This is a genomic window from Fulvivirga sedimenti, assembly GCF_020328055.1.
Genome location: NZ_JAIXNE010000002.1, coordinates 406,935 through 426,836 on the forward strand (window position 1 = coordinate 406,935; position 19,902 = coordinate 426,836).

The following is a 19,902-nucleotide window of genomic DNA, read 5'->3' on the forward strand; positions in this document are numbered from 1 at the left end:
ATTTCAGCGCGGAAACTTAGCGGTGAAATATAAAAAGCGGATAGGTTGCTTTACGGGTCATTTCCCGAATCACACTTTTGTGGAACATCGATTCAAAAAATTTCCGCTGGCGTGAAAATAATGCAAGAACGTTCGCATTATGCTCCAACATGAACTGATCAATTTCATCGATCATTTTACTTTTACTCAGATGTTGTACCTGAATAGCTTCTGAGCCAATACCGGGATGGGAAACACGTGAAATCGGAGCAGGATCCTCTGTCTGAACGCCTTCGAGCAATGTGATCTTGGAGTTCCATCGTTCTGCCCACATTGTCAGTTGTTCTATCGGCGTTTCTCTTTTTTCCGACGGATCAAAAGCAAAAGCAATACGATCAATTTTTTCAAATGTAAATTCATCCGGAACCAGAATCATTGGCAATTCAGTATGTTTAGATACCTGAAATGCCCTGCTTCCAAAAACGTAGCTGAACAGATCATAATCCTGATCAATGCCCATGACAATCATATCAAACTCACTTGAAAACTCCTCGATCAGCCCCACAAGCGAACGACCCGAAGCAATTACATCCGCATAACAGGAAATATGAAATGCCTTCGAAATCTGTATGCACTGGCTCTCCAGTTCATTGGCTATCGACTCGGTCAGGGATGATTTACCCAGAATGATTTCTTCCGGTGACGCACTCCAGAGTGAATGTTCATGAAACAGAACAAGGTCGGCATTCGATACCTGGGCTAATTTAGCCCCGTATGCAATGGCGTTTAGCGAAATGTCGCTAAAATCGGTCGGACAGAGTATCTTTTTCACGGCTTTATTGTTTACAAAATGTATAAAAGACAATGTTGTATTCCAATGATACACATCAGTGAATTCGAAGATGAAAATCAGGGGTATATGATTATTTTTTTACAATTTAGCATTCCAACTAAACACATCAAGATGAAGAGAATTATCTTATTTACGGCAATGATATTAGGCACGAGCCTTTATTCGACGGCCCAGGACAAACCGGATAAATACATCCTATCGGGTGGTGAACTGATATTTTCTTTTGCCAATGTAGGTTCAGGTTATGACAATATCATTCGTTTTTCACCCTTCTTTAACGCCCAGTCCTGGCGAGTTTATGACTGGGGTGAATTTGGCCTGTTTCATGGACTGGCCATTCGGAACGTCGGATTTATCGCTGAGGATCGTTCCACCAACACACGTGTAAAATTCAGAACCTACAACATCGGCGTTCCTGTTGGATTCAAATATGATTTCAGTCAGAATGTTGGAATCTACGCCGGATATGAATTTGAAGTGCCTTTCAATTTCAAGCAGAAAACCTTTATAAACGAGAAGAAAGAAGATAAATTCAATTCATGGTTCAGCGACAGAACTCCTACCCTGGCACATGGCTTGTTTGTAGGATTCCAGTTTGTCAACGGAACCAATATTAAGTTCAAGTATTATCTGAACAGTTTTCTGAATACAGACTATGAGGCGATTGTAGATGGCACACCTTTCAGGCCTTATGAAGACCTCGATGCACATGTCTTTTACTTCGCCCTGACCTTCAATATTTTTAAGGATCTGGATGTTTATGTATTGGACTAAATAAAAATTACCAGGCATAAAAAAGGTCCGCTAACTAAGCGGACCTTTTTTTATTCTTAAATAGCGAATACTCAATCCCTGCCAAATATCCTTGGCTCGCCGATAATGATTCCTTTATTAACGATTGGATCCCCGGCATAGGTGATGATAGGTTCTCCGAAGGAGGTTATTTCCAGCTCATGGCTCGCATACAGAGACAGCTCGCTTTCACCATATATTTTAGTGTTGGTATGCTGACTTTTCAATCCGGAAACCTCCACTGAATTATCACCGTAAAGTGTATATTTCTGGTATTCAACATCTCCATTCTTGACCGTGAGCTCATTTTCTCCAAACAGAGATACTTTAAAATACTCAGCATTTACACGATCGAATGTAACATCATTCTCACCATAGATTTTCAGCTTGAACTGTCTGGCATTGATGGGCGATTGAACTTTTACCCATTGATCACCCCGAATTTCAAGCATTTCAAGTTCCGTAAATGTCACATAAGCGGTCACCTCTGCTCCGTCATAGATGCCTTTGCTGTAATGATAATTTACCTGCTCAGTCTTCTCAATCATTTTAGCGTGTTCGAGGTAAATCCGCAAGGTTGAGCCATTGACTTCTACATTAATCTCGTGTTTGTCAACATTATCATATTCAATGCGAACTCCTGGGGTATCACCGGTCTCCAAAACCAGATTTATATGTGGCGATAGCACCAGGCGATTAAAATCACCTGTTTCACGTTCAAAGGATTGCTGGGCATTTAGAACCAGGGGAGCTGACAACAGCAGGGTAATTGCGATAAATCTGTTCATAGTATGATTGCGTTTAACCTAAAGACGTTCAGATTTATCTATGGGTTGCATATTGATTGTAATAAAATGTCACAAACATCAGGAGAACTCACGAACAGCATGGTCCACCGCTCTCGCCGCAAATGCCATGTAGGTAAGTGATGGATTCTGCGTGGAGGTTGAAGTCATACAGGCCCCGTCGGTTACATATACGTTCTTGCAGTTGTGCAATTGATTCCATTTGTTAAGAAGTGATGTAGCCGGGTCTTTACCCATTCGAACACCTCCCATCTCGTGGATATCAAGCCCGGGTGCCTGTTTCTTGTCATACGGACGAATATTGGTAAAACCGGCCTTTTCAAACATTTCAGTGAATTGCTCAAAATAGTCGGCTATCATCTTTTCATCATTTTCATCATAGTCAACATCAATCCGCAGCTGAGGCATTCCCCATTCGTCAGTTTGATCCTTGTCGAGCGTGACCCGGTTGGTCTCCTTAGGTATGGTTTCACCCATCATATGAGACCCGACACGCCAGGGGCCATATGAAGGATTGAGAAGATTATTTTTTAAGGTTTCTCCAAATCCGTCATAATCGGTTCGTACCATCCTGTCAGCGCCAAATCCAGCTGCATACCCCCGTAAGAAGTCTGTTTCCTGCGTTTTCACATTTCTGAACCTAGGAACGTACATGCCATTCGGGCGGCGTCCCACGGTATGCATATCTGGAAAGCCATCATACTCCGCACTAATTACTGCCCGGTAATTATGAAAGGCGATATACTTACCCAGCAGACCATTGTCATTTCCCAATCCCTCCGGAAAGCGGTTTGAAATTGAATTTAACAGGATCAGGTTGGTGTTAAGTGCTCCTGCATTCAGGAAAATGATCTTTGCATAATACTCAGTCTCTTCCTTGGTTTTTGCATCAATCACACGAACGCCCACAGCGCGTTTCTCTTTTTCATCATACAGGATTGAATGCACTACAGAATCGGCCCTTAGTGTCATATTACCTGTTTTTTCTGCCCATGGCAGCGTACTGGAATTGCTGCTGAAATAACCTCCGAAAGGACAGCCCCGCTGGCAAATATTGCGATGCTGACAGAGCGTCCTGCCCTGGGCCGCAAATTTCTCGGCGCTTCCTGTGATATGGGCGCACCTTCCTATAATGATGTGGCGGTTGCCTCCGTATTCCTTTTTAACAACCTGACTGAAGTGATCCTCCACACAGTTTATTTCCATCGGAGGCAAAAACTCACCATCAGGCAATACATCTATATTATCCGGATTACCTGAAATACCTACAAACTTTTCTACATGGCTATACCATGGTGCCAGGTCATCGTAGCTTATTGGCCAAGGTACGGCGAACCCGTCCCGGTCCGGACCTTCAAAATCATATTGGCTCCATCGTTGTGTCTGACGGGCCCACATCAATGACTTGCCACCGGTTTGATAACCCCGAATCCAGTCAAACGGTTTCTCCTGAATGTATGGATGTTCCTTATCCTTAACAAAAAAATGTGCCGCATCTTCACGGAATGCATAACAACGGCTGATAACAGGATTTTCCCGTTGGATTTCCTCGGGAATCCTTCCCCGGTGCGGAAATTCCCAGGGCATCGTATTTGTGGTCGGATAATCCCGCAAATGCCTTACTTCCCTGCCTCGTTCGAGGACAAGCGTTTTTAAACCCTTCTCCGTCAGCTCTTTTGCAGCCCATCCTCCACTCATTCCGGAGCCAATCACAATGGCGTCGAAGGTATTCTGTTTTTTTGCGTTGATATTTAAATTAGCCATTGATATTGATTCGTTTAGCTGGATCTACCTTCAGGCATCCTGAAGCAGGTCCTGGTACAAGTTTGTAAGGCATCACTTCCGTCATTATATACTCAGAATCCATAAACCCCTCGATTGTAAATCGCTTTGTCTGTCCGACGAAATATTGGATATCAGCCAAATTGAACTCCGGGTTCCCCTCCCGGTCTTCAGGCACAGCATAATCTGCCGGAAAGGATACTATTTCAGTGAGTACTTCTGATCGCACTGCAGGTTCAATTTCCGAAAATGACTGACCCCGAGTATGCTTCAAAAGCTTGTTGACCCCCCCTATTCCATTCATGAACCGGTCCTGATCCTTCACATCCATACAATCATCGGCCATGACCCAGACAAAATTATGTACTTCGAGAGATTCAGCACCGGGAAGGTCGGTTTGAGGTATAATGACTGAAACAATTTCCTTCAGGAGATCTTCCTGTTCGACGGAAACTTTAAGGTTGTTCAATGCGATAGGAAGTCTTTCTTCACCAAAGCCGCATCTTGTAAGGAGTGTGACACTCCCTGTAGCAAGTGCAATATTACGAATTGCCGTTCTTCTGTCCATAAGCCTGGAAATGTAATCCGACTTTAAATAGCTGAATTTTTTGAGAAAATAAAAGGAACCCGATGAGAAGGTGATGAACGGCAATACTTCTCATCGGGCTTTGGAACCAGGGTAATCTGCTACCCTGTTAATTTGATGAATTTTTATTCCTGCAGAACCTTCATGGCAGCCTTATAATCAGGCTCATGTCCAATTTCGCTTACCAGTTCTGTGTGAATTACCTTCATCTCTTCATCCAAAACAATCACGGCACGGGCATCGAGACCGCCAAAAGGTCCGTCCTCGATCAGCACACCCATATCTTTCGAAAAGGATGTGTCTTTGAAATCTGAGAGCGTCTGAACATTTTCAATTCCCTCTGCACCGCAGAACCTTGCCTGCGCAAAAGGCAGATCCTTCGAAATGCACAATACAAGGGTGTTATCAAGATTCGCTGCCTCCTTGTTAAAAGTTCGCACCGAAGTTGCGCATACCGCCGTATCAATACTCGGAAATATATTCAGGATCACCCGTTTGCCCCTGGCATCCTGAAGATGAAAGGGTTGCAAATTGTTCTGCGAAAATGCATAATTCTTAATGTGTGTTCCGTGGGAAGGCAGTTCGCCGCTGGTATGACATACTGAACCACCAAGTGTAATTTGAGCCATATTTTTTTATTTCTTTTAACACGTTTCAATGATGTTTGTTCCACGAAATCATTACCGTAGAATGATTGGTGAGTTCAGCCATATGTACTTGCTTTTATCATAAAATATTTCTGGCATCAAGATTGTACCACTGTAATTAAGGTTGTTGTTTTGAGTTTATAAGGAGTCGCTTCCAGCAGGGAGCGGCTCTTTTATTATAAAAACATCATCAGGGTGGAATTAAACCCAAATCACATCCTAAATTTGAATTTTGGATGAATTCCAATTTTTAAGACAAATTACTGATTCGAAGAGGGTTACCTCATGTATTTGAAGGGCATTAAGAAGTGGTATTCCTACCTGGCAATAATGAAAAATCCAGACTCGTGAAATTCTCAATATTGCATATCAGATAGTTAATTGACCAATAGTTATTCAGTATATACTTAATATATTTGAAGTTAAAATAAGCACATAAGAATCATAAGAAACACCTGATGAAAGACCTTATTTCAAACAACATAATCGCCCGAAAACTAAAGGAGACCGATGTTTATTTCCGTTACAGAAGGTATGTGAAGAGAGAAATTTACAACAGACGTATAGAATTTGTCGATTCCATTTTCCCTAAGAATGGTGTTGGGGCAGAATTAGGTGTACTCAATGGACATTTTAGTCAGATTCTGCTGGATGTGGCCAAACCCAAGAAACTTCATCTTGTTGACCCCTGGTATTTCCTGGAGCCACATTGGGAGTGGGCCAATGGAAATAAGAGTACTGTTCGCGCGGTTCGGACAATCCTTAAAACATATAAGAAAGAAATTGAGGCCGGCCAGGTTCTCGTTCACGTTGACTTTGATATTCCAGTTTTGGAGGCGTTTGCTGATGATTACCTGGATTGGGCCTACGTTGATTCCAGTCATCAGTATGAGCATACCCGCCAGGAGTTGAACATATTGAAACATAAAGTGAAAAATGGTGGTATAATCGCCGGGGATGATTATAATTCAGATCCAAATCATGTTCACCATGGTGTTCTTCTGGCAGTAGATGAATTTGTTAAAGAAAACGGGCTTGAACTGGTATACGCCAACAAAGAAAATCTGCAATGGGCAATTCGGAATAAAAAATAACCAGGCAAAAATAGTAAATACCTGAAACTGCAAAGCACGAATTTACGAGGTAACAAGACGGGCCGTCAAAAGATTTTGACGGCCTGTTTCTTTATATAAGTATTTGATATTCAATTCGGAATAAGTATTTTATAATTAAAAATATCGATTGAATAACCATAATAATTTTCTTGACATCTTCCGGGCCATCGGAAAACAGGACTACGTAGTGCATGACAGGAACTACATTCCGGAAATTCTTGAGAACCCCATCGTTGGCGGACTGTGGTCGGTAGGCCCATGGTTTTGCTTTATCGCCAATATTTTTACCAAAAAGCTTGAACTCGTAACCGGAAACAGTCAACAGGTTATAGGTTATTCCCACCACGAGATTCTTCAGAATAATGAGCGATTCGTGGAGGCCTTCATCTACCCACCTGATTTTCCCTTTATCACGTCAATCATTGGACGTGCCATGATGTATATAAACTCAGTACCTGACGATGAAAAAGAAAGCGTATATGTAGTATTTCAAAACCGTTCAAATCATAAGAACGGATCAGTTATTACCACGCAAAATCAGAATATTCCGCTCGTTTTTGATGAAAACAGGGTCCCGTTCGTTTTTGCCAACATCATCACGGATATTTCGCACCTGGAGATCAGCAATCTGCCGCAAGCCACATTATTTAACCAAAAAAGAAATGAACATTTTCATCTGGACATGAAGCATATGGAGCTCAGACCCTCAGAAGATTTGTTTACATCGAGGGAAAAAGAAATTCTCCGCCATCTGATCCGGGGGGAAGACAGCAAGGAAATAAGTGAAGCGCTGAATATCAGTTATGAAACTGTACGAACCCATCGTAAAAATATCCTGAAAAAAGCCGATGTCCACAGTACCGTTGAACTGATTTCTTTTCTTATGAAAAATAATACAAATATCTGAATATACCCCAAATGCGGTATGGTCAGACCAAGCCATTAGTTGGATTTTGCATAAAACCCATACTGATGAACTCACTTATAAAATCAATTCCGGCCTTACTGTTATGTTTTGGTCTGCTCCTAACCATAGATTCATGCAACAATTCTGAAGATCCCGACCCGGTTGCCAATAATGGTAACAACGGGGGAAATTCTGGCGGTACCGATGGAGGCAATGATGGAAGCGATATCGAAGGTTGCCAGTATCCCATTCATGATATTCTTACAGATGGTTCCTACACCATTGAACAGGGTGATTTTAAAGCCCTTGGAGATCACACGGGTGTCTATACTGTTTTTGGATATACTTTCACAATCGCATATGACGGAGAATTGAAGGAAATTGGAATTCAGGTGCCTGAAAATGGTAATTACCAGGTTAGGCTCTACCGGTCGGACCTGAGTGATAATACCGTACTCGCTGAAACGACTGTAAGTGCAAATAATGCCGACTGGCATTATAATACAGTTACAGGTGTTCCTCTTTCTGCAGAGGATGAATACCTGATAGCAATATATTTTGCAGCAAAACCTGAAGAACTGGAAACATATTTCTTTTCGATACAGGATTTTTCCTATCCTGTAACCAGTGGCGATGTGACAATCGAAAGTTATGCCTTCAATACTTTCCGCGGAGACCTTGAAAAGCCCGAACCAAAGGACCCGGATTTATTCAAGCTGTTCAATGGATTAGTTGACTTCTGTTTTGAAGCCAACTAATCCACATATTCCTTAATTAGTTTTCATACTCAGGGCATTGCCCTCTGCAGGCATAAAGCTTGCTGCCACATGCACCATCAGGCTTTGCCCTTCAGGCGCATTCTCATTCTTGTAAACAAAATAAAGGTCATGCTTACCCGAGGTTGGCGATAATGAAATCATGGCTGTTCTTGGAGCCACACTCATGATAGGCCCTTCGACGGGCGAAAGCATTTCTGAGGTACCAATCACTGGGCCATCCGGGCTATCAAGGTGAATCTCGATGATTCCGCCAGCCGCATTCAACATATTAACCGGAACTGATGCCACACAAAGAACCCCATTAATCCCGGTCAGGTCTATGGCGCTGAACTTAGCATAGGCTCCGGATTCCTGAATAATCGCAAGCTTCCGGGTGGGATTATTTGTTGTATAGACGTTTACACCTTCCATTTCATCGGCATCTGCGGGAATTATGTTGGGGCTTTTCAAAATAAACATATCCTGAGATGTAATGGGCGGAACCCCATTCGCTCCCCTGTCTGTGTAGGCGGCACGTATAATGACTACGCCGTCCTTTGACTGACCATCTTCAATTCTGGTAGTATAGGAACCACGTACAGGCAATGATACCACCGGCTCTGCCTCCCTTCCTAAACTAAAAATATATTTTACAATGTTTGCAGCATCATCGTTGGACATTTGCGGGTGTGCTGCCATAGCTACATCCCCCCAGACACCACTTCCACCGTTAATAATTTTAGTGGCCAGGTAATCAATCGCACCGGGATCGTCCATGTATTTTGCCGCAATCTCTTTAAAGTTCGGGCCAATAGACTTGCTGTCAACCTTGTGACAAGCAGCGCAATCGCTTTCCTCCATTAGTTTTTTACCTCCAGCAGCCGCAACCGCATCATTGGCCATCAGGTGACCCTGCGCAATTTCAATTCGGTCAAATCCTTCAGGCAGATAATCGATAGTCACCGCTACCTGATCCTCGTCGATCCCATTCCCCAATTCACCATCTTCAGCATCAGAAACCTCTACCTCATAACTGAACGGTATTCCCTCAAAGAAAAAGCTGGTATTATGATCGATGATGTTAAACGATAATGACGGAGGTTCATTTCCGGCAATCAATTCCGTTTCAGCAATGGCTCGCTCTCCCTTGTCATCTGTAACTGAAAGTCTGGCATTGTAAACCCCGGGTTCATCCAGTGTAAAGGTAGGATTCATTTCTGAAGATGACGCTACCTGGGTGCCCGTTGCATTTAAAACCTTCCATTCATAGGTCAGAGGGTCGCGATCAAAATCCTCGGTGCCCCTGGTATCAAATGCAACGGTTAAAGGAGCTGCACCTTTTGTTTTGCTTGCGGCAACCTGAACCAGCGGCTTTCGGTTTCCTCCGTTGTATTCGATTCGAACAAGACGGGCATCATCATTTTGCACAAACCAACCGGTACCGTATTCAAGCACATACAGATCACCGTCAGGGCCGAACTCCATATCCATAGGGTTGCTGAATTTATAGTCGGGCATAAAACGCTCCATTTCGGCATAATTACCTTCCTCATCCATTGTGACGGCGATAATCCATCCCCTCATCCACTCATAAATAAACAGCTTTCCGTCGTAGTAATCGGGAAACGCGCGTGCAGCACCCTCAAAATCTCCTGAATAATACACAGGGCCAGCCATGGCCGTGCGGCCCCCGGATCCCAACAGGGGAAATTCCTCAGATACTGCATACGGATACCAAATGAAATTGGGCGATGTTGGCGGCAATTCAGTCAATCCCGTATTATTTCTTGAATCATTTATAGGCCTCTTCGGATCAAATTTTGGTCCGGATACGCCTGTTTCAAAATCATAATCATTATACGCTGCATCATTTCCGGTAAAAAGCGGCCATCCGAAAAAACCAGGGGTTCGGGCCTGATTAATTTCATCATAGGCCATCGGACCGATACCGGAGGAATCTGAGCGGGCATCCGGTCCTACATCTCCCCAGTAAACATAACCGGTTCGCTGATCAACGGATATCCGGAAAGGATTACGTGTACCCATTACAAAAATTTCCGGACGTGTTTTATCTGTTCCAACCGGGAACAGGTTTCCTTCAGGAATGGTATAGCTACCGTCAGCTTCCGGGTGAATGCGAAGAATTTTACCCCGCAGATCGTTCGTGTTTGATGATCCCTTACGCGCATCCCATGGAATACGCCCCGGACGGTCATCAATCGGCGCATAGGGTGTTGCACGCGGACTGGTATTATCGCCCGTACTCAGGTATAGGTTGCCTTTTGAATCAAACGCGATGGAGCCTCCTGTGTGACAACACTGGTCTCGTTGCACAGGTACCTTCAGCATCACCTTTTCTGAAGACATGTTCAATTCATCATTTCTGAATTCAAATCTGGAAAGTACGTTCACAGGTTCATTTCCCGCAGGTGAATAATAAAGATATATCCAGTGATTATTATCGTAATCCGGATCAAGTGCAAGACCAAGCAGTCCATCCTCAGCCTCAGGTTGATTACCGTCCTGGTTAATATATTTATGACTTACATCGATTTGTCCGACCTCTTTTATACCTCCAGCCTCAGGGTCGAAAAGTCGAACTTTTCCCAGCCTTTCAATGAAAAGGACCTTTCCTGAACTCATCACGGCAAGTTCCATGGGCTCATTCAATTTTTCAGCCAGTATAACTTTGCTAAAACGGTTTCCATCCGGCACCCGAATTGTGCTGGCCATTTTATAATCAAGATCGGCCGGTTTTTCTCCGCCTAATGCATACTGTATTCCGCCCGCCAGGTTATATAGAAAATAAGGTTCTGAATAGGATTCATCTGTATGTCCCATAGCCGTGTAGAATGCCCTTCCACCGTCAAAGTCATGATACCAGACCATCGGGTGAAAATCTCCATTGGTTCCGCCCTCATAGGTGCTCTCGTCGATCGTAATAAGTACATTCAGATCCTCCTGAATATTTCGGTAATTGTAAAATTCATCAGTGCGTTCATAACGTGCCGGAAGGGAATCGGTTGAGATATGGGTATTGTCGACAATATCAAACGATGCCGTTCTCACATTCGGACCGTTGGGATGTCCGTTAAAGTACCCTCCCACCAGTCTGCCGTACCAGGGCCAGTCATATTCGGTGTCTGCCGCAGCATGAACACCCACAAAACCACCACCAGCCTGAATAAATCGCTCAAAATCATTCTGTTGCTGTTTATTCAGCACATCTCCCGTAGTATTCAGAAAAATAACAGCCTTGTAATTTTGCAGATTTTCTTCGTTAAAAGCATCGCTGCTTTCGGTGGTATCCATTACAAAATTGTACTGCTTAGACAGTTTCTCAATTGCCTTGATCCCTGCGGCTATCGATTCGTGACGAAAACCGGCAGTCTTTGAAAATACCAGGACTTTTGAAGGCCCTTTCGGACCGCTGCAGGAAACAGCTGCAATCATTAACCCGGCAAATAGCATTAATATGACAGACTGAAATAAATTTCTAACTTTAAACATGGTGATCGCTTGAGGTATTTACTTGTTAAATTACGGATTGCCCGAAGGTACAATGATAAAAGAATTTTTAATGTGTTCCAGTAACACATTGACTAATGGTTTAAAAACCTTATGAGGTGTTGAAATTCTTCTTTAACCAACCAAAATTACACCGATTGAACTTAACAGAATAATATGAAGAGAGTTTTAATGATTATAACGGCCATATCGCTTGCCTTATTGGCATCCTGCAGTCAAACAGGGGAAGGTTCAGAGGAATTGATCAATTCCGTCCGTGAAGCTGAAACGGCATTCGCGGAAATGGCCCAGCGTGATGGTCTGCGAGCCGCTTTCGTTGCATATGCCCATCCTGATGCCGTATTGAACCGGGGGGAACTTATAAAAGGCAAAGATGAGATTGACCGATATTACAGCGATCCAAATTTTGATCAGATAACCCTGAAGTGGTCCCCATCCTATATCGATGTATCCAGCTCAGGTGACATGGCTTATACCTACGGGCCTTATGAATTGATCCGAACCGATAGCGCAGGCAATTCAGTCACCAATCAGGGTACGTTCCATACAGTTTGGAAACGGATGTCTGACGGCTCCTGGAAATACGTATATGATTAAGGCTTTTTTCAGCCGAACGGCTATGAATAGTCCTCCAATACGCTTACTGGCTTGTTCGTTTTCCAATGACCCCGTGTAAAATCGGGAACATCCACTGATGCCGACCGGTTGGCAACAGACCATTCACTTAACGGGCTGATCGAACTCCACAGTGCAGCATCATATACATCCTGGTCGAGCGGTAAGCCATTTCTCAAACAATCGATCAATCGCCAGTCCATGATAAAATCCATACCGCCATGCCCCCCAACTTTCCTGGCGAGATCGCCCACTTTTTTCACGATTCCCGGCGTATATTTTTCTTCAAGCTCCTTCACTTCCTCAGTACTATACCATCCATGGCCTTTGGAAATATGAGGCTCCGGCCACTTTCGTGCCATAGCCCTGGTACCACTGATTAAATGAATCCTGGAATAAGGCCTGGGTGAAGAAACATCATGCTGAATCATAATGGTTTTTCCATTTTTCGTACGCACAAGTGTTGTATTCATATTACCACGGTAGGTATGCGCCGCAAACTCGTTAAAGAAGGCATCTTCCTGCGCGAGTTCCCTGGCATGACCAGCCATGGTAAAATCATTTGTACTCATTGAAGTGAGATGATCCATCTGATCCCCGCGGTTAATATTCATGATCTGGCAAACAGGCCCCAATCCGTGAGTTGGGTAAAGGTTACCATTCCTGAAATTCTGTTTAAGCCGCCACATGCCCTGATAACCAGTTTCCTTGTTAAAATTCAGATCAACAAGATTATGGATGTAAGCTCCCTCGCCATGAATAATGTCGCCGAAAAACCCCTGACGGGCCATATTAAGGGTCATTAATTCAAAGAAATCATAGCAGCAGTTTTCAAGCATCATGCAGTGCTTCCTGGTTCTTTCCGACGTTTCCACCAGTTGCCAGCATTCGTCAAGTGTCGTTGCGGCAGGAACTTCAACAACGGCATGCTTGCCGCTTTCCATCGCGAATACAGCCATCGGAGTATGCCATTCCCAGGGTGTAGCAATGTATATCAGATCCAGATCTTCACGTTCACACATTTCTTTCCATGCAAAAGATGAACCGCTGTACAATTGAGGCTTATGCGGAGTATCCTTCAGGGAGGCTTTCGCTTTTTCCGCACGTTCCGGGATCAGGTCGCAAAGAGCCCTGATTTCTACGCCCTCAATAAAACTGAGTCTGTTCACTGCACCCGGCCCGCGCATACCCAGTCCGACTATACCTACCCGAACGGTCTCCAGCGGGGGTGCCGCATATCCGCTCATGTTGAATTCGGCATTTCTACCTATGGTGCGGAACATAGTTGTCCGGGCATTTACCTGGCTCACACTGCCAGCAAACAATCCCAGCCCTAAGAGACCTGAATTTTTGAGGAATGACCTTCGATCTGTAGATTTCATATATACAAGGTTAAAACCCGTATGCACGGGCTGCATTTTCATAAAACAATTTAGAAAGAACTTTTTCAGGAAGATCAAGCCCCTGAAAATCTCCATCAAATTCAGGAGCATCCTGCCATTCGGAACTTGCAAAAAAATTCCAATGACGTTTCCATAAATCACCAAAACGTGCGGCAATACCGGGGTCAGAACCGTCGTCAATCACATCCGTTCCATAGATTATACGATCCTGGTATTTGATCATGAAATCCCTTACTGACTCCCGGTTTTCCCGGGCCTGTAGCTGCAGATGACAGATGCGCTCGGCCAGATCAGTCATTGCATTGGGAAACCGGTCCAGGCGCCTGGCTACTTCTTCAATGGAATACTCAAGACTCATCAGGTGTAGTCCTACAAAGCGTAATTTCGGATTTTTCTGTAATCGGTTATCGCGGGCATCGATCTGTTTTTCATATGATGGGAATTCCGGATGCAGGAACATATGATATTCCGGATGGTTCTTAAAATAATTTCGGTCGGAATTAACCGTCATTTGCTCTAATGGAAGCCAACAGTTACGCGGTTCACCCTGATGCCCCAACACAAGAATCTGATGGGTTTCGAGGTAATCAAACACCGGATCAAGACGATCATCATCGATCATCACAAAATTGCCGGATTCATCACGCAGATCCATTCCCAGATTCTTCCAAATCTTGATACCAGCAGCGCCTTCATTGACAGCGGATTGGATGTTATAGATGGTTCTGTCAAGCCATTCTGGCGAAGGGAAACCCTTAAAATCAAAGGTGGCGATGTAGCGCACCATTTCCGGGTAAGCAAAGGCCAGCGTACGGGTAATGTGTTGCTGTTCTTCAATGGATACGAAATCCGGCACGTCGGTATTAATCGATACAAATTTGCCGCCCATAGCCTGGGCGACCGATATTTTTTCCACTGAAAGGGAATTCAAATGGACGTGAGCATCTATGAAAGGATTTATCATATTCATGTTTCTGTCGGATGAATCTAATGAATATTTAAAATATTTCGAAGTTCATTGGAACTACGGACGAACGGTAGTTTAAACGGTAACCCCGTTTTCAAAAAACATCCCCCGGAGAAGCAGCCAGCATCATCCGGGGGAAAATCTTTAGAAAATATGGAACGATGATCAGGACCAGGCAGGATCGTATACCGCCCGGGGTTTGATTTGCTCCTTGTTTAACAACAGCACTTCATCGAGGTCATAACCTTCCACCGGCAAAATTTCCTGGCGGTTATTATCCCAGTAAATCCGCTGCCCTAATTTATAGGATAAACCTCCCATGTGCGCGGTGATTGCTTCCTCGAACCCTTCCTGAATGCCGCAACTTGGTTTACCGCCATTACGAATACAACTCAGCCATTCGCGCAGGTGGAGGAATGTGGAATCCACGCGTTTGCCATCTACATAGGTCCATAACAAGCCCTTGTCTGCAAAGTATTTTGACGTGGCTGAAGTCACTCCGTCTACTGCATTTGCCGCAGGGTCATACTGATAAATCGGAACATTCGGATCCATTCGCTTTTCTTCGAATGCCTGCTGGTAACGTGTAGACCGAGGATCTGCCCAGATGGTCAGCCGGTTACCGAGTTCCATGGTTCCATCATGTCCCATGAGAAGGGTCGGTCGGTTGAATTGGTTGCCCAGTGTTGCACTGTATACCAGTGTCATTCCGTTTTCCTTACCTGGCTCCTGGCTACTTCCGGTTGAAAAATCCGGGAACTCCATGTTGATCTGCATGACGTCAGGCACGTTCCTTCCGTCGTTATGGGTATATATACCTCCGGATGTCATTACGGATGCGGGGATTCCCATTTTCAGGACACAATTGAGGCGATCATAATCGTGCGTCATCAGGTCTCCCGATAACCCGGAACCATATGCCCACCATTTTCTCCATCGGAAGAAATGTTCTTTATTAAAGGGCTCTTCCGGTGCATTTCCGAGAAACTGTTTCCAGTCGATGGTGGCCGGACTCGCCTTCTCATGAATTTCATATTGCCATGCTCCATTGTCGTCATTCCTGTTGGTATTGGTCTCCACGAGTGAAACATGACCAATCACCTTTTTATCGATAATATCCTGGGCAGTACGGAAGCTTTGAGTCTGCCGATGCTGGTGCCCAACTGCAAATACAGCACTTGAATTCAGCGCCGCATCGCGTAATTCATAGGTTTCCTTAATATTATGCGTCATTGGTTTCTCCACATACACATGAACCCCGGCGTTAAGCGCAGCGATCGAAATGGGTGCGTGCCAGTGGTCAGGGGTCGCAATGATCACCGCATCCACATTACCGCTATTGATCATTTCCTCATGTGTCCGGTAACGCCTGATTCCTTCAAAGGATTCCTGTGCAATTTCTGCACGAACGTCAAACAGATCACAGATACCTGTGAGTTTTACATTCAAATCTTCCTGATCCAGAAATTCAGCGAGCCTTGTATCCCTGGGATTATTCCTGGCTGATTCTTCCATACTGGTGAGCCATTCTTTGGTAGCGAAACCCAGTGCCCGGGTTAATTGCTGACCGCGTATACCAAATCCAATGATTCCAATTCGAACAGGATCACCACTCATTGGTCCCGTCGTAGCGGGAGCTGCGGCCTGAATATTCAGGGTCTCAAGGATCGCTTCACGTTCCCTGTTCTTTTTAACGGCATATCTTCCTCCTGCCCACCATACGGTTCCAACTACCGGTAAGCCTCCGAGGCCCTTTAACATATCTCTTCTGGTCCATTTCATAGCGTTACAGGTTTAGGTGTTAGCGAGTTTTTTATCCCCGGTAAATATCCTCCTCAAGCCGAATGCAGCACTTGTAGGGAAATAATACAGGGCAAGAAGGGTAAATCCTTCAATCAGGTTTTTATTCACGATCCAGTAGTTGCCTTCTGTAGGACCCTGCTCCAGTCCGGGAAACGCCGGATGGGCCAGGTAATACAGCATGAGCAATACGAATCCAGACAATGCCGCCGGTCTTTCCAGAATTCCTGCAATGAGGGCAATGCCCACAAACATCAGTATCACGATATTGGCAGAATCAATAAATCCAATTTGCCCGTCACCTGCCATCCAGGTGAAAAGCGGACGAAAAATGCCCTGAGAGGAAAGCAAAAAGCCCTTTGCCGTCCATTCAGGATTATATACTTTTAATACACCTTCATACAGAAAGTGCCAGCCGATTAATATTCTTAGGATAATAAGGATATTCAGCTGCGGTTTTGAATAGTTATTAATATTCATGGCAGCACGATTTTTTTTGTTCCCTAAATTTTATCCCTTTGTCGGATTTATTTTATGCGGATTGTCAGTTTGAAAAATGAACTATGGCATCAAAATACAGTTGATAAACTTTAAGCCAGCACCAATTTGAAACCCCCGGTGACAGTGAAGGGGGTTAGACGAGAATTGGGTTTATACGACTAATAGGTAGCATGAAAGTCACACCAAAATCCATAACTGGAATTCGGATGTCTTTCATCAAAGGATCTGAAGGATTCCAGGAACTCCGTTTTAACCTGGTCATAGGTGAGCCAGTCATTGGGGAGTAATTCTCCAAACGGACCAGAGGTACCGATCTGATATGTCAGGTTGGAAGAAGGATTCAGTAGAAATTTAAAGATTTCCCTTCCTTTAAATTTGCGCAGTGCCCTGATAAAGAAATTCTTATTATACATGACCTGTAAGTAAAGCCGGTCATTAAAGTTCATTTTACCGGGATTCAATTTCATTTCATAGGGAACGCTCACAGGAGTGAATGTATTCTGATTGATACATTGAAACTTGGTATATCCAACATCCCTGAGTGCATCAAGGGATTCCAGATCTGCCTTGTTATCCGCTTCGAGCGAAACATACTTTGGCAAATTCCCAGGCTTCAGATCCCTGACACAATAAATATCATTACCCTCAATATCAATCTTCAGATAAAACGGAACGCCGTGTTCCTCGATGATATCAGCAAACGGAACACAGGTAATCTTAATTTCCCGGTATGGCATGTTGTCACGTCCGGTTATTTCCTTATCGAAGGAATTCCAGATTGGCATTGCATCGTTTACATAAAAAGTATCCGTGCCCCGTTCCTGGGTTATTCCTACATTTATAATCTTGAGTCTGCCCGATTTAATGTAATTGCTGAACTTTCTTTTTGCCTTTTCTACGAGTGTGGGATCAGCCTCTACAGCAACAACATCATAGCCCAGGGATAAATACTTGCGGGTATCTGAACCGTCGCACATTCCGATATCATAAACAAGATTTTTATTCATAAGTATAATTTAAAATGTAATTCTCTTTTCAATTATACTCTTACTAATAAATCAATTTAATCTGTTAATGCAAGGAAGAAACTCAATATTGCAGCTACCATCGTTCAACTTTAAATCAAGAGCAGAATTTTGCCCCCGGGGATTTCCTCCTTATCGCTCAAATTTTCTAAAAAAGGAATCTTCATTCCACTTCGGACGTTCATCATCCACACTGATTTTGTAACTGTTCATAAACTGAAGCTTCACATATGTCCTGGCCGCTTCAAAATCAAAAAGTCCGTCCACCTCATCCGAAGGTTTGTGATAGACATTTCTGGTAAATGTATTAATCAGGGAATCTAATCCGGTTTCGGAGTCTTCCGTTTTAAGTCCGTATTTCATGCGCAACGCCGGAACTCCTTCAAGGATAAAATTATAGTTGTCACTTCTTACAAACCTCACCTCCTCGGGCATGTGATCCTCATTCACCTGTAGGTTCAACAAGCGGGCATTGGTCTGTACATGTTTCATAATGCTGCTGTGTTCTGCACCCAAGGGCTCGATCGACAACAAAGGGGCGATCAGCGTTGGCATATCCGTATTTACATTGGCAATAACTTGTTCTTTTGGAACCGGCGGATTACGGGCCAGGTATTTTGATCCCAGTAATCCCATTTCTTCGGCCGTAACAGCCGCAAAGATTACAGATCTCCTGGGCTTTGAGTCCATGGAGGTGTAAAGTCGGGCAATTTCAAGCATCGCACTTATGCCCGATGCGTTGTCGTGAGCACCGTTATAAATTGAATCGCCATTTACAGGCTCGCCAATGCCAACATGATCTAAATGAGCTGTATGGATAATATATTCATCTTTTAAATCTGTCCCTTCCAGCAAGCCCAGCACGTTCGCACTTTCAAATTCCTGCCAGTCAGAGACTACACTGCCAGACAGAATTAGTTCTTCACCAGGCTGGAGGAGTTCTCCCTGTTCATACTTGATAAGCAGTGAATCCATTGCACCTGGAATCAATCGGTCAAGTGATTCCATGTTATAGAAACCGGCAATTTTTAAATTCTCACCTAAATTTGCCCTTCCATCAGCCAGACCCGATGGCATCAGCACATTGGTTATTCCCGATTCAGAATACCGGCGGCTGGCACCCTCAAAGCTGCCCCTTCCATTTGGCGGATAGATCAGTAAAACTCCACTGGCACCTTTGGCATCCGCCGTCTGCATCTTTGTTGAGAGATTACTGAAGTATGCCCTTTCGCTTGGTGGCAGTGTTTCAGGAGCACCCAATAGCACAAGCACAATTTTATTGGCTACGTCTATTCCTGCATAATCATTATGACCAAAAGTATCGGCTTCAATGCCATAGCCAACAAATACAACGCCGGCCTCAACGGCCTGTTGCTTCTGATTCGCATTTCCCATATACAAATAATCCGAACCGGCCTTGAGGGTATCACTTCCAAGCAACAAATGAGAATGGTATGGATTCACTCGTACCGTTCGCAGGGTCAGGTGTTGTAAATAACTTCCGTTATCCCCTACCGGCTCAAGTCCGAATGCCTCAAACTGGTCTACCACATATCCCATTGCCTTTTCATATTCAGGAGTTCCGGGAAGTCTGCCCTTCATGCTGTCGTCAGCCAGCAGGGCTACATGATACCTGAACTGGTCGGATTCTACCTTATCTGCGAAAGCGAGGAGCTCTTCATCGGTAAGGACTTTGTCTTTACAGCCGGCAAAGGAAATGAGTAGAATAAGGAAGATTGCAGTTAATCTCATGTTTAAAGTTGTTAGTCAGATTCAAAAATTCCGTGGTAATATAAACATTAACCAAAGAAATTAATGCAAATTTTTAACACACCAGG

17 protein-coding genes are annotated in these 19,902 nt (G+C 44.0%); 5 read left to right on the plus strand and 12 right to left on the minus strand.

Annotation, left to right across the window (positions count from 1 at the left end):
- Positions 1 to 16 precede the first annotated feature (16 nt).
- On the minus strand, positions 17 to 811 hold the full coding sequence (locus tag LDX50_RS08080) for a universal stress protein (protein WP_225697934.1): 795 nt from the start codon (positions 809 to 811) through the stop codon (positions 17 to 19).
- A gap of 132 nt (positions 812 to 943) precedes the next feature.
- Between LDX50_RS08080 and LDX50_RS08085 the strand changes: the two genes are divergently transcribed.
- Positions 944 to 1,606, plus strand: a complete 663-nt coding sequence (locus LDX50_RS08085) for a hypothetical protein (RefSeq protein ID WP_225697935.1) — start codon at positions 944 to 946, stop codon at positions 1,604 to 1,606.
- Between the two features lie 71 nt (positions 1,607 to 1,677).
- Here LDX50_RS08085 and LDX50_RS08090 read toward each other — a convergent pair whose 3' ends face one another.
- From LDX50_RS08090 to tpx, 4 genes are all read right to left on the minus strand, one after another.
- Positions 1,678 to 2,412 carry a head GIN domain-containing protein gene (locus LDX50_RS08090; protein WP_225697936.1) on the minus strand — a complete coding sequence of 245 codons (735 nt, stop codon included), beginning with the start codon at positions 2,410 to 2,412 and terminating at the stop codon, positions 1,678 to 1,680.
- A gap of 78 nt (positions 2,413 to 2,490) precedes the next feature.
- The gene (locus LDX50_RS08095) at positions 2,491 to 4,194 is read right to left on the minus strand and encodes a GMC oxidoreductase (protein WP_225697937.1); all 1,704 of its coding nucleotides are present in this window, start codon (positions 4,192 to 4,194) and stop codon (positions 2,491 to 2,493) included.
- Positions 4,187 to 4,780: a gluconate 2-dehydrogenase subunit 3 family protein gene (locus LDX50_RS08100; protein WP_225697938.1), complete on the minus strand. Its 594-nt coding sequence runs from the start codon at positions 4,778 to 4,780 to the stop codon at positions 4,187 to 4,189. The genes LDX50_RS08095 and LDX50_RS08100 overlap by 8 nt, the downstream gene beginning before the upstream one ends.
- A 143-nt stretch (positions 4,781 to 4,923) precedes the next feature.
- Positions 4,924 to 5,427 (minus strand): thiol peroxidase, encoded by a 504-nt coding sequence (gene tpx / locus LDX50_RS08105; protein ID WP_225697939.1) that lies wholly within the window; start codon positions 5,425 to 5,427, stop codon positions 4,924 to 4,926.
- Positions 5,428 to 5,903: 476 nt separating this feature from the next.
- On the opposite strand from tpx, the gene LDX50_RS08110 reads away from it, so the two are divergent.
- The 3 genes from LDX50_RS08110 to LDX50_RS08120 all read left to right on the plus strand — a co-directional run bounded on the left by LDX50_RS08110 (position 5,904) and on the right by LDX50_RS08120 (position 8,225).
- Positions 5,904 to 6,539 (plus strand): class I SAM-dependent methyltransferase, encoded by a 636-nt coding sequence (locus LDX50_RS08110; RefSeq protein ID WP_225697940.1) that lies wholly within the window; start codon positions 5,904 to 5,906, stop codon positions 6,537 to 6,539.
- 148 nt (positions 6,540 to 6,687) lie between these two features.
- On the plus strand, positions 6,688 to 7,467 hold the full coding sequence (locus LDX50_RS08115; RefSeq protein WP_225697941.1) for a response regulator transcription factor: 780 nt from the start codon (positions 6,688 to 6,690) through the stop codon (positions 7,465 to 7,467).
- A 65-nt stretch (positions 7,468 to 7,532) separates the two neighbouring features.
- Positions 7,533 to 8,225, plus strand: coding sequence for a hypothetical protein (locus LDX50_RS08120; RefSeq protein WP_225697942.1), 693 nt, complete (start codon positions 7,533 to 7,535; stop codon positions 8,223 to 8,225).
- A gap of 12 nt (positions 8,226 to 8,237) precedes the next feature.
- On the opposite strand, the gene LDX50_RS08125 is transcribed toward LDX50_RS08120, so the two are convergent.
- The gene (locus LDX50_RS08125) at positions 8,238 to 11,678 is read right to left on the minus strand and encodes a ThuA domain-containing protein (RefSeq protein WP_225697943.1); all 3,441 of its coding nucleotides are present in this window, start codon (positions 11,676 to 11,678) and stop codon (positions 8,238 to 8,240) included.
- 231 nt (positions 11,679 to 11,909) lie between these two features.
- Between LDX50_RS08125 and LDX50_RS08130 the strand changes: the two genes are divergently transcribed.
- The gene (locus LDX50_RS08130; protein WP_225697944.1) at positions 11,910 to 12,350 is read left to right on the plus strand and encodes a YybH family protein; all 441 of its coding nucleotides are present in this window, start codon (positions 11,910 to 11,912) and stop codon (positions 12,348 to 12,350) included.
- A gap of 20 nt (positions 12,351 to 12,370) precedes the next feature.
- Here LDX50_RS08130 and LDX50_RS08135 read toward each other — a convergent pair whose 3' ends face one another.
- From LDX50_RS08135 to LDX50_RS08160, 6 genes are all read right to left on the minus strand, one after another.
- A complete protein-coding gene (locus LDX50_RS08135) occupies positions 12,371 to 13,750 on the minus strand; it encodes a Gfo/Idh/MocA family protein (protein ID WP_225697945.1) in 1,380 nt (459 codons plus the stop codon).
- A 10-nt stretch (positions 13,751 to 13,760) separates the two neighbouring features.
- Positions 13,761 to 14,687 (minus strand): amidohydrolase family protein, encoded by a 927-nt coding sequence (locus LDX50_RS08140; RefSeq protein WP_225697946.1) that lies wholly within the window; start codon positions 14,685 to 14,687, stop codon positions 13,761 to 13,763.
- Between the two features lie 216 nt (positions 14,688 to 14,903).
- Complete coding sequence (locus LDX50_RS08145) at positions 14,904 to 16,520, minus strand: Gfo/Idh/MocA family protein (RefSeq protein ID WP_225697947.1); 1,617 nt, start codon at positions 16,518 to 16,520, stop codon at positions 14,904 to 14,906.
- Between the two features lie 12 nt (positions 16,521 to 16,532).
- The gene (locus tag LDX50_RS08150) at positions 16,533 to 17,018 is read right to left on the minus strand and encodes a DoxX family membrane protein (RefSeq protein ID WP_225697948.1); all 486 of its coding nucleotides are present in this window, start codon (positions 17,016 to 17,018) and stop codon (positions 16,533 to 16,535) included.
- A 179-nt stretch (positions 17,019 to 17,197) separates the two neighbouring features.
- On the minus strand, positions 17,198 to 18,046 hold the full coding sequence (locus tag LDX50_RS08155) for an FkbM family methyltransferase (RefSeq protein ID WP_225697949.1): 849 nt from the start codon (positions 18,044 to 18,046) through the stop codon (positions 17,198 to 17,200).
- 150 nt (positions 18,047 to 18,196) lie between these two features.
- Positions 18,197 to 19,816, minus strand: a complete 1,620-nt coding sequence (locus tag LDX50_RS08160; protein WP_225697950.1) for a M28 family peptidase — start codon at positions 19,814 to 19,816, stop codon at positions 18,197 to 18,199.
- Between the last annotated feature and the right edge of the window lie 86 nt (positions 19,817 to 19,902).